The 10,745-nt window shown below is 34.1% G+C and carries 12 protein-coding genes; 11 read left to right on the top strand and 1 reads right to left on the bottom strand.

From position 1 onward, the window contains the following. The 8 genes from EUBIFOR_RS13285 to EUBIFOR_RS12225 form a co-directional block, all read left to right on the top strand. Positions 1-225: GNAT family N-acetyltransferase (locus EUBIFOR_RS13285; protein ID WP_003865773.1), on the top strand; the 225-nt coding region annotated here is incomplete at its 5' end. Between the two features lie 219 nt (positions 226-444). Beyond that, positions 445-570: a hypothetical protein gene (locus EUBIFOR_RS13465; protein ID WP_003865772.1), complete on the top strand. Its 126-nt coding sequence runs from the start codon at positions 445-447 to the stop codon at positions 568-570. A 2-nt stretch (positions 571-572) separates the two neighbouring features. Continuing rightward, positions 573-1,187: an L-2-amino-thiazoline-4-carboxylic acid hydrolase gene (locus tag EUBIFOR_RS09250; RefSeq protein ID WP_040466437.1), complete on the top strand. Its 615-nt coding sequence runs from the start codon at positions 573-575 to the stop codon at positions 1,185-1,187. Between the two features lie 24 nt (positions 1,188-1,211). Beyond that, positions 1,212-1,598 (top strand): oxidoreductase, encoded by a 387-nt coding sequence (locus EUBIFOR_RS09245; RefSeq protein WP_040466436.1) that lies wholly within the window; start codon positions 1,212-1,214, stop codon positions 1,596-1,598. A gap of 53 nt (positions 1,599-1,651) precedes the next feature. After that, on the top strand, positions 1,652-2,263 hold the full coding sequence (locus EUBIFOR_RS09240; RefSeq protein WP_003865769.1) for a class I SAM-dependent methyltransferase: 612 nt from the start codon (positions 1,652-1,654) through the stop codon (positions 2,261-2,263). Between the two features lie 48 nt (positions 2,264-2,311). Further along, on the top strand, positions 2,312-3,115 hold the full coding sequence (locus EUBIFOR_RS09235) for a YdcF family protein (protein WP_003865768.1): 804 nt from the start codon (positions 2,312-2,314) through the stop codon (positions 3,113-3,115). A 154-nt stretch (positions 3,116-3,269) separates the two neighbouring features. Then, entirely contained in the window at positions 3,270-5,177 is a 1,908-nt protein-coding gene (htpG, locus tag EUBIFOR_RS09230) for a molecular chaperone HtpG (protein WP_003865767.1), read from the top strand. 68 nt (positions 5,178-5,245) lie between these two features. After that, positions 5,246-7,354 (top strand): response regulator, encoded by a 2,109-nt coding sequence (locus tag EUBIFOR_RS12225; RefSeq protein ID WP_003865766.1) that lies wholly within the window; start codon positions 5,246-5,248, stop codon positions 7,352-7,354. A 24-nt stretch (positions 7,355-7,378) separates the two neighbouring features. On the opposite strand, the gene EUBIFOR_RS09220 is transcribed toward EUBIFOR_RS12225, so the two are convergent. Further along, positions 7,379-7,789 (bottom strand): peptide deformylase, encoded by a 411-nt coding sequence (locus tag EUBIFOR_RS09220; RefSeq protein ID WP_040466435.1) that lies wholly within the window; start codon positions 7,787-7,789, stop codon positions 7,379-7,381. Between the two features lie 64 nt (positions 7,790-7,853). Here EUBIFOR_RS09220 and EUBIFOR_RS12220 point away from each other — a divergent pair, with 64 nt between their 5' ends. From EUBIFOR_RS12220 to EUBIFOR_RS09210, 3 genes are all read left to right on the top strand, one after another. After that, complete coding sequence (locus EUBIFOR_RS12220) at positions 7,854-8,447, top strand: HAD family hydrolase (RefSeq protein WP_003865764.1); 594 nt, start codon at positions 7,854-7,856, stop codon at positions 8,445-8,447. After that, entirely contained in the window at positions 8,437-9,657 is a 1,221-nt protein-coding gene (gene rlmD / locus EUBIFOR_RS09215; RefSeq protein WP_003865763.1) for a 23S rRNA (uracil(1939)-C(5))-methyltransferase RlmD, read from the top strand. The genes EUBIFOR_RS12220 and rlmD overlap by 11 nt, the downstream gene beginning before the upstream one ends. 556 nt (positions 9,658-10,213) lie before the next feature. Continuing rightward, positions 10,214-10,666 carry a peroxiredoxin gene (locus EUBIFOR_RS09210; protein ID WP_003865762.1) on the top strand — a complete coding sequence of 151 codons (453 nt, stop codon included), beginning with the start codon at positions 10,214-10,216 and terminating at the stop codon, positions 10,664-10,666. Positions 10,667-10,745: the final 79 nt, after the last annotated feature.

Here is a 10,745-nt window from a genome sequence, read left to right as displayed (position 1 = left end):
ATTGGAGATGGTATAAGACCAAGTGAAAGAAGAAAAGGTTACGCAACCAAAATGATCAGCTTGGCTTTAGAAGAATGCAAGAAACTTGGTATGGATAAAGTTTTGTTGGTTTGTGATAAAGACAACATTGGTTCTGTCAAATCAATTATCAATAATGGCGGAGTATTAGAAAACGAAGTTTTAAAAGAGGGTAAGCTAATACAAAGATATTGGATCATGTTGTAAATGTAAATTCCAGTTTGCCATTGTAGATAGTTTTGAAAGGAAGAGTTTATACAGTGGTATACCTGCTTGTGGCACTTGTGGTAGCCGGAATCGTGGTATTGATCGGTAAAATATGACAATTCAAGTTTATAAGATTTGAATATTAAAACGTTAAGCAGGTGTTTAGGTATAATATAAGTACACTTGTAAAAATCGCGAACCATCAGAAGGGAGGCTTTCATGAGTAAGAAAAAGGCAGTATTTGTATGTGTCCATAATTCTAGCCGCAGTCAGATCGCGGAAGCAGTGGACGTTCTGATGCACGGCATAGAGGCAGAGATTCAGATAGAGAGGGAGGACGTGTAACTATGAAATATGGATTTACGCAGAGATTATTCGGTCATTTTTACCACAATTCATGTATGAAGCAGGCGAAGGCACAGCAGCTAAGTCTGGATAGCACAGCAATAAAGAATGAGTATAAAGCTGTCCTTACACGTGCCGATGACATAGGAAAATCCCATCTCATGAGCTCCTACTGCATGGGCATATATTTCATCGCTTTGAATAGAAAGACGACCCTTTCTCCGGAGGAATGCTTCAGTCTGTTTAAGGACGGATTGTATAATAACAAATTATTTCATAAGGTACTTGGGAATGCGGATAGCTACCTCGATGAGAAGAAACTTCCTGGAAGGAAGAAATGGTCCGAGGAGTCTCATCGGAGACGCTATAAGAACGACTGGGTGCTTGACATCATTGAGGGTGGTCCGGACGATGACTTCGTACTCGGTTACGATTACCATAACTGCGGGATCTGCAATCTCTGTCGCGCTGAGGGATGTTTTGAACTGGCAAAGTATCTATGTCGGATGGATTACGTGATTGCTGACATGATGGATATGAAGCTTACAAGGACACAGACGCTCGCTGAAAATGGTTCCTGTTGCGATTTCCGATATGGACGGAAATCCGGTTCATAGAACTGACAAGATATAATGTTTTTCATGCACGCGTGTAGAAAGTCTGTTGGTGATGATTTTATTGTGGCATTCCGTTTTGGTGCCTGTGACTATATGGAAGGCGGAAGTGAGATAAAGGATATTCCGGTTGCTGCTCGCATTTTTGAGCAGGCGGGTATCGACTTCCTTGATATTTCTGGCGGTCACTGTATCTATACCATAAAAGGAAAAACAGCGTCAGGGTGGTTTGCAGAGCTGAGTAAGCCAGCAAAACAAGCTGTCAAAGTACCGGTTATGCTCACGGGCGGAGTTAAAACCGGAGAAGATGCTGAAAAATTGTTGGAAGGACAAGCGGTAGATTTGATTGGCGTTGGAAGAAGTATGATGCGGGATGCAGAGTGGACACAGAAAGCACTTGCAGAAGTTCAGTAAATTCCAGTTTGTAGAAGTAAGGAAATCGGTATTTGTGGAGGAGGAATTCTATAATGAAATTTTTTGAAAATACCCGTAAGCCACAAGGTTTCGGCGGAAAATTGATGACGAAGATGATGAACAGCGGTCACGCCAAATTATCGCAATGGGGATTCTCAAATATCTCCACGAAGTCTGATGCTGAAGTTCTGGACGTCGGCTGTGGCGGCGGAGCAAATATTGCGGTCTGGCTTGATAGATGTAAAAATGGCCACGTGACAGGATTGGATTATTCTGAGGTTAGTGTGGCAGAATCTCAAAAATTGAACGCCATCGCCATTAAACAAGGGAAATGTAATGTAGTTAAAGGAGATGTATCTGCTATACCCTTTTCTGACGCGACTTTTGATTATGTTTCTGCCTTCGAAACAGTTTACTTTTGGCCAGGATTAGTAAAATGCTTTTCCGAGGTCAATCGTGTGCTGAAAAGCGAAGGCATATTCCTGATTTGTAACGAGAGTGACGGAACGAATGCCGCAGATGAAAAATGGACAAAGATGATCAATGGTATGAAAATTTACACATCTGAACAACTTGTTGCCGCTTTGAAAGAAGCGGGTTTTACAGAAATCAAAACGTATTCAAATACAAAAAATCATTGGATAAGTATTGTTGCAACGAAATAACCAAATTCCAGTTTGCCATTGTAGATAGTTTTGAAAGGAAGAGTTTATATGGATAGTAATGTTGCAGAAAATATAAATATACTCGCAAAGTTTTTGGGAACACGAGATATTGATGCGTTAAATCAAGAAGAGTTATTTAAACAATATGGAATTCATCAGGTAGATGTGATGGTTTTATTTGGTGGAAGTATTCTTGAAGGTGGCGATGTTTTAGCTAGTGGAATTAAAAACTTCGTTGCGAAAAAATATATTATTGTTGGTGGAGCAGGACATACAACAGATACACTACGTCAGGTTGTTCATTTAGAATATCCAGATATTGAGATAACGGATTTATCAGAGGCAGAAATATTTCAAAAGTATATTAAACATGTATATGGATGTAAGGCGGACTATCTAGAAACCAAGTCTACAAATTGTGGCAATAATATAACGTATCTTTTGGATTTATTGAAAGAAAACAATATTTCGTTTAAAAGTATCATTCTAAGTCAGGATGCTTCTATGCAAAGGCGTATGGCGGCAGGATTAAAAAAATATGTTAATGATAATGTGACAATCATTAATTATGCTACTTATTGTGCTAAAGTATTGAATCAGAATGATGAATTGGTTTATGAAGAAAATATACATGGCATGTGGACGATAGAAAGATATGTGAATTTGTTGATGGGAGAAATTCCTAGGCTTTCAGATGATGAGAACGGTTATGGTCCGAATGGAAAGAATTATATTGCGCATGTGGATATTCCCGAACATGTGAAAATAGCTTTTGCAGAATTGAAGATGGTTTTTGGAAGTGAAACAAGAGAAGCCAATCCATTGTATGCTACAAATATGAATAAAAAATAGTTAACAGTATTATTTGAAAAGTGGGTAAAGAAGCTAAGAATTCGTTTAGTCGAATTCTTTTTTTGTGTTTAGCACACAGGTGTTGACACTGCTAAAAAGGTGTTGTATAGTATTAGCAGGCAAAATATTAGAGTGCTAATGAAGGAGTGGTATTATGGCTAAGAAAAAACAGTTTAAAGCGGAGTCAAAACGTTTATTGGATTTGATGATCAATTCCATTTATACACACAAGGAAATCTTCTTACGTGAACTTGTATCGAATGCGAGTGATGCGATTGATAAATATTATTATGAAAGTCAAGGTCATGCGGATGCAAGTCAATTTGAGATTCGTATTGAACCTAATAAGGAAGCTCGTACTTTAACAATTTCGGATACTGGTATTGGTATGTCAAAGGAAGAGCTAGAGGAAAACTTGGGTACAATTGCGAAGAGTGGTTCTTTGGCTTTTAAAGAGGAAATGAAGAAAAAAGAAGAAAACAACAATGAAGATGTCGATATCATTGGTCAATTTGGTGTTGGATTCTATTCTGCATTTATGGTCGCAAAAGATGTTCGTGTTGTTACGAAAAAAGCAGGTAGTGATGAAGCTTATGAATGGGTAAGTGCTGGTGAAGATGGTTATGAAATCACACCTTGTACAAAGGAAACAAATGGTACAACAATTGTTTTAACTTTAAAAGAAGATACAGATGAAGAAAACTATTCTAAATATTTGGAAACTTATGAATTAAAAGAATTAATTAAAAAATATTCAGATTATATTCGTTATCCAATCAAGATGAATGTAGAAACTCAAAAAATGAAAGAGGGTACGGAGGAAAGTGAAAAGCCTGAATATGAAACAGTGGTGGAAGATCAGACTTTAAACTCAATGGTTCCTTTATGGAAACGTCAAAAATCGAAGATTACAGATGAAGAATACAATCAATTCTACAAAGATCATTTCTATGACTACCAAGATCCTCAAAAAGTGATTCATTTTAGTGTAGAGGGAAATACAAGCTTTACAGCATTGCTTTATATTCCATCACACTTACCTCAAGGATTCTATTCTCAAGACTACAAGAAAGGTCTTCAACTCTATTGTAGAGGCGTATTCATTATGGATCATGCCGAAGAATTGTTGCCAGACTCATTGCGTTTTGTGAAAGGTCTAGTGGATTCTCAAGATTTATCTTTAAATATTTCTCGTGAAATGCTTCAACATGATCACCAATTAAAATTGATTGCGGGTCGTATTGAGAAGAAAGTATTGAATGAACTTGGAAATATGCTTGCCAAAGATCGTGAAGCATATGAAAAATTCTTTGAAGAATTTGGTGTAAACTTGAAGTTTGGTGTCTACAACAACTATGGTATGGATAAAGAAAAATTCCAAGATTTGTTGTTGTTCTACTCTTCAAGAGAAAAGAAATATGTTACTTTAAGTGAATATGTTTCTCGTATGAAAGAGGATCAAAAAGACATTTACTTTGTATCTGGTAAAGATGTTGAATTGATTGATAAGATGCCAGTTGTTCAAACATTGAAGAATAAAGAATTTGAAGTTCTTTATTTAACAGATGAAGTGGATGAATTTGTAATGCAGACATTGATGAACTACAAAGAAAAGACGTTCAGAAATGCAGCTCAAGGAGATTTAGATTTAGATTCTGAGGAAGAAAAGGAAGCTTTAAATAAATCAAAAGAAGAAAATAAAGATTTATTGACATTTATGAAAGAAGCTTTAGGCGATGAGGTTGCTGAAGTGAAATTGTCAAATAAATTAACAGAGGATCCAGTATGCTTAACAGCTGGTGAAGGTATTTCTTTTGAGATGGAAAAGGTTTTTGCAAATATGCCTAACCAAAGTCCAATGCCTATGAAGGCAACGCGTATTTTGGAAATTAATCCAAATCATCCAATCTTTGAAACATTGAAGACTTTATACACTTCTGATAAAGATAAAGTTAAAGAAGTGGCTGAAGTATTATATGATCAGGCTTGTTTAATTGAAGGCTTCGCAATCAAAGATCCAATCGCATATTCAAAGAAGATCTGTGAATTGTTAGTGAAATAATTCTAGGCACAAACTTTCGAGTTTGTGCTTTTTTTTCATTCATGATACATTTAATCTAGGTGAAGATTATGAAGTATCAAGAATTAATGAAAGAAGTAGAAGGTGTTGGAAAACTAAAGTTAAGTGAGCAAGAAAACTTTTATCGTGATGTATTAAATGAAAGTTCAAATGATTTAGAAGTTAGGGTTGCGGCCACCTTTTATTTGGGTATGGCTTATTATTATGAAGGAAATTTTAATAAGGCAAAAGAGATTATTGAACCGATCATTTTGCAGTATCAAAGTATGCCATTTGTAAGAGAACTTATTTCTGCATTCAATTTAATGGGAGTTATGCTCTATTATGATGGGGCAAATGTTTCAAGTCGTTATTACTATGAAAAAGCTTTACAGATTGCGATGGAACATGAGGATGTGGGGCATTATTGTTATGAGTATAATAATATTTCAATTACGTACGTAAAGCAGGAAAAGTATGAAGAAGCTTTAGATAGTATTTTAAAAGCCAAAGAATACATGCCTTGTTGCGTTGAAGATATGGGTGCCTATGTCTATTTGAATTTAGCTTTGATTTACAATAGCCTAAATCAAGTGGATAAGGCTTTAGAAGCATTTAATATGGGTTTAGATGAGCATGATGGCAAACATATTATTTTAGAAGATTATTTGAATTGTGGTATTGAATTATTTAGTAAAGCCGGTATGGATTCTGAATTAAAAAGATGTGCCGATGAACTTGAAAAACGTATTGAGAGTTTGTGTGCGGTAGAATATATAGATGCATGTATTGCTTTATTTGATTATTATTTAGAGCAGAAGATGTTTGCTCAAGTCAAAGCCACCTTACGATATATGGATTCATATATGGCTAAACATCCGGATGAGATTCGTTTAGGCTTAATGGTTGAATCTTCTCGATATAAATATGGCAAAGTTATTTGCGATTTAGATGTCATAATTTTGGCATTAGAGAAAAAGAATGCATATTTTGAGAGGATTTTTGAGGAGGAACAAGTTCGTCGTTGTCATGATACAGAGCGCTATTTTGAAATGAATCGAAAGCTTCAACTCGCCTTAGAAAATGAAACAAAAGCCAATCAAGTTAAGATGCGTTTCTTGGCAAGTATGAGCCATGATATTCGTACACCAATCAATGGGATTATCGGAATGCTTCAAGTGATTCAAAGATGTGGCGATGATAAGCAACGCATCAAAGATGCCTATGATAAGATGTGGATATCAAGTACGCACTTGTTGTCTTTAGTAAATGACATATTGGATATTCGAACATTAGAAACGGATTCGGTTGTGTTGGAAAATAAATCGTTTAAATTAAGTCAATTATTAGGTAGGGTTCAAACTATTATTGATCTACAGGCATCGAATTATAAGATTGAATTGTTTATGAAAACGCAAATAGAACATGATCATTTGATGGGTAGTCCTATACATATTGAGAAGGTCTTGTTGAATCTTTTAAGCAATGCGATTAAATACAATAAGCCAAATGGTAAAGTGTATTTGTCTGTCAAAGAAAAAGTAGATTGTTTTGAATTTGTTGTAGAAGATACAGGAATTGGAATGAGTGAAGAATTCATTCAAAATAAGTTATTCAAACCTTTTGTTCAAAAAAATACACGTATAGATGGTGCGGGTTTAGGTATGAGTATTGTGCAAGAGCTTGTAAAGAAGATGAATGGGTCCATTGAAGTAAAGAGTAAAGAGAACAAGGGAACTTTGTTTATTGTTTGTCTTCCATTAGAAGTGGATAAAAATCCTGTCAAGACTCAATCATTAAAACCCAAAACAGTGTCCATTGAAAATCTATCTATACTTGTCGTGGAAGATAATGATATCAATATGGAAGTGATTGAGTTTATGCTTCAAAGTGAAGGGGCCATTGTGTACAAGGCTAGAAATGGTAAAGAGGCGGTAGAACAGTTTGGTCAAATCAAGAATTTAGATTTGATTCTAATGGATCTTATGATGCCTATTATGGATGGGTATGAGGCCACTTTACAAATTCGAAAAAAAGATAAAAAGATTCCAATTCTTGCGATGAGTGCCAATGCGTATATGCAAGATATACAGAAATGTTACCAGGCTGGTATGAATGGGCATATCAGTAAACCTTTATATTTAGAGGATCTAAAAGATCGAATTATTCAAATTCTATAAAAAGCCAGGTTTTTCCTGGCTTTATTAAATGATGATACCATTGCAGTGATCAATTTCATGTTGAATGATTTGAGCAACAAAACCAGAATAGGATTGTTTGCATTTTTTAAAAGATTCATCTTGATATTCAACAGTAATATTTTCATAACGAGTTGTATTTCTTTCACCCTCTAGTGATAAACATCCTTCTTTGACTTTGTAAGGTCTAGACTTCTTCGTGATTTTTGGATTATACATCACAATTTGTGCAGGCTCAATCGCAAAGATAATAATATTTTTAGAAACGCCAATCATATTGGCAGCCATGCCTACACATTGATCACTATAAGCTTGTAATGTATCTTTTAGATCTTGAGCCACTTGTGTATCCATTTTTGTAGCTGGAGCTGACTTAATAGCTAAGAAAGCTTCATCTTTCATTATTGGTTTAATCATAACATACCTCTTTTCTTCAAAAATCATATTTGTTTTAGATGTTTTTTTCAAGTATAATTGGCATATGCTGAAAAATATAGTATTTGATTTAGGAAATGTATTGGTTAAATTTGATTCAAATGAATTGATTTATAGCTTCTTTAATAAAAGACAAGAAGAAGTGAAATCATTCTATTTTGATTCTTTATGGAATGAGTATGATCAAGGACTTTATTCAGTGGAAGAAATGATTGAAAAGGGAGTAAAACAATTTCCTGAATTAGAGTTATGTATCAAAAAGTTGATGTATCATTGGACAGAATTTGTGATTCCACTAAAAGATAACGTTGCGTTTATCAAGGATTTAAAACGATTGGGATACAATGTATATATTCTTTCAAATATTCCAGAAGATGACACAAAGTATTTGAGAAGTTGTGGTGTGTTTGATAATATAGATGGCGGTATTTTTTCTTATGAATATAAGAAAATTAAACCAGATCCAGAAATATTTCATATATTGTTAGAAAAATATAATCTTAAGGCATCGGAATGTTTATTTTTAGATGATCGAAAAGACAATGTAGTTGCAGCAAGTAATTTGAGATTTAAAACAATTGAAGTTAAAGATTCAAGTAAAGTCATTGACTTAATAAAGGAGAAAATTAGTGAAGTGTAAAGTAGAAAAATTATGCGGTGGATGCTCACTTTTAAAACTGAAGCCGAGTATGCAGGCAGATAAAAAGAAAAAAGATGTAGAAGTTTTAGTTGAAAAAGCACATTTAAAAGTTCGTGTTGGTGATGTGCATATGGCTAAAAACGATACGCATTATCGTAATAAAGTCATTGTTGGTTTTGCGAAAGATAAAGGAAAAGTATATTCAGGTTTATATGCTTCGCATTCGCATCGTGTTGTAAAGACTGAAAATTGTATAATGCAACCAAAACTAGTGAATGAAATTATCAACAAGATTACTGAACTTGTAGGTTCTATGAAATTAGAATTATATAACGAAAGAACAGGAACGGGTTTATTGCGTCATGTATTGATTCGTTGGGGACATAAGACAGATGAAGTGATGGTTGTATTTGTCACAAGTCAAAAGATGTTTCCTTCAAGAAAAAATATGGTTCGTGTATTAACGAGCGAATTTCCACAAATTAAAACAATCGTACAAAATATCAATCCTAGAAAGACAAGTATTGTTTTGCAGGATGAAGCTATTGTTTTATATGGAAATGGTATGATTCATGATGAACTTTGTGGTTTAGACATTGCGTTTTCACACAATTCGTTTTATCAGATTCATTCTGAACAATGCGAAGTATTGTATGGTTTAGCTAAGAAAATGTTAGATTTAAAAGAAACAGATACTGTACTAGATACATATTGTGGTGTAGGTACAATTGGTTTAACGATGACAGATTCTTGTAAGAAAGTTATGGGTGTAGAAGTGAATCCGGATGCGATTGAAAACGCAAAATATAATGCGAAACAAAATAAAATCAAAAATATTGAATTTGTTGCGATGGATTCAACAGAATTTATGCGCCAGGCAAGAAAGTATCACAATCGTTATGATGCAATCATTTTAGATCCACCTCGTGCAGGTACGACAAAAGATTTTATTGAGTGTGCAACCGCTTTAAATCCAAGAAAAATTTTATATATTTCTTGTGATCCAAGAACACAGGTTCGTGATTTAAACCAATTTAGAAAACAAGGTTATGTCACAAATAAATTAGAATTAGTGGATTTATTCCCTTATACAGATCATATTGAAAGTGTTTGTGTATTAGAAAAGAAACAATTCAACCTAAAGCCTACAAAAAAAGCGCAAAGACAAGCCCAATTTAGATCAAGTAAAATGAGTAAGAAAAAACGTTAGGAAGCAAGTATGATTCCTTGTGTATGTACGACAAAAGACTTTCTATAGAAAATATTATAAAAGTCATAACACATAATTTGAATAGATTTTATTCAAACTTGTGCTATGACTTTTTCATTTAATTTGATTCGATTATTCATTTTCCAATCAACAAGTACTTTTCTACTAAGTATTGTTGTATCGACTGATTTTATCATATTAATGAATTGACATTATTCCAAATAGAACGTATAAATTAAATAATCAAAGATCCTAAAAGAAAAAACAGTCATAATATACTAAAATATCTTTTAGAGATTGAAAAATAGGCTTATATGCGGCATTCTAAAAGAAAAAAATGGAATAATATACCAAAATATCTTTTAGAGGTGAGCGTATGGATATAGAAACAGTTTAATGCAAAGCCTACAAAGAAGGCGCAAAGACAAGCACAATTCAGATCTAGTAAAATGATTAAGAAAAAACGTTAGGAAGCAAGTATGCTTCCTTTTGTGCATATGAGTAGGTTTAAATAATTTAGGATGATATAATTTGTTTAACAGAACGGAGAATACATATGTTAGAAATTGGAATTCAAGCACCGGATTTTGAACTGCCTGATCAAGATGGTGTGATGCACAAATTGAGTGATTATAAAGGTAAAAAGGTCATCTTATATTTTTATCCAAAAGATAATACAGCTGGGTGTACAAAACAGGCTTGTGGTTTTTCTGAAAGATACCCACAATTCTTAGAAAAAGGAGCTGTTATTTTAGGGGTAAGTAAAGATACGGTGGCTTCACACAAGAAGTTTCAAGAAAAGTATGGCCTTGCCTTTACGTTGTTGGCAGATCCAGAAAGAAAAGTGATTGAAGCTTATGATGTGTGGAAAGAAAAGAAGAATTATGGAAAGGTATCTATGGGTGTAGTTCGAACAACATACTTAATAGATGAATCTGGAATTATAGTTCGTGCAAATGATAAAGTAAAAGCGGCAAATGATGCTGAAAATATGTTGGAAGTAGTTTAGACACTACTTCCTTTTTGGTGTTTGTATAAAAGTGGTTCGTGGTATATCATTTTGTAGGGGGATACTATGTGGATTTTAT

Source organism: Holdemanella biformis DSM 3989 (genome assembly GCF_000156655.1).
In the GTDB taxonomy this organism is placed as follows: Bacteria; Bacillota_I; Bacilli_A; order Erysipelotrichales; family Erysipelotrichaceae; genus Holdemanella; species Holdemanella biformis.
The sequence above is the reverse complement of the archived record's forward strand: the minus strand, read 5'-3'. Positions and strand labels throughout refer to the sequence as shown.

Coding starts and splice junctions, on each gene's coding strand:
- EUBIFOR_RS09210 (WP_003865762.1), top strand. CDS start 10,214: ATGTTAGAAATTGGAATTCAAGCACCGGATTTTGAACTGCCTGATCAA.
- EUBIFOR_RS09250 (WP_040466437.1), top strand. CDS start 573: ATGAAATATGGATTTACGCAGAGATTATTCGGTCATTTTTACCACAAT.
- htpG (WP_003865767.1), top strand. CDS start 3,270: ATGGCTAAGAAAAAACAGTTTAAAGCGGAGTCAAAACGTTTATTGGAT.
- EUBIFOR_RS09235 (WP_003865768.1), top strand. CDS start 2,312: ATGGATAGTAATGTTGCAGAAAATATAAATATACTCGCAAAGTTTTTG.
- EUBIFOR_RS13465 (WP_003865772.1), top strand. CDS start 445: ATGAGTAAGAAAAAGGCAGTATTTGTATGTGTCCATAATTCTAGCCGC.
- EUBIFOR_RS12220 (WP_003865764.1), top strand. CDS start 7,854: ATGCTGAAAAATATAGTATTTGATTTAGGAAATGTATTGGTTAAATTT.
- EUBIFOR_RS09245 (WP_040466436.1), top strand. CDS start 1,212: ATGCACGCGTGTAGAAAGTCTGTTGGTGATGATTTTATTGTGGCATTC.
- EUBIFOR_RS12225 (WP_003865766.1), top strand. CDS start 5,246: ATGAAGTATCAAGAATTAATGAAAGAAGTAGAAGGTGTTGGAAAACTA.
- EUBIFOR_RS09240 (WP_003865769.1), top strand. CDS start 1,652: ATGAAATTTTTTGAAAATACCCGTAAGCCACAAGGTTTCGGCGGAAAA.
- EUBIFOR_RS09220 (WP_040466435.1), bottom strand. CDS start 7,789: ATGATTAAACCAATAATGAAAGATGAAGCTTTCTTAGCTATTAAGTCA.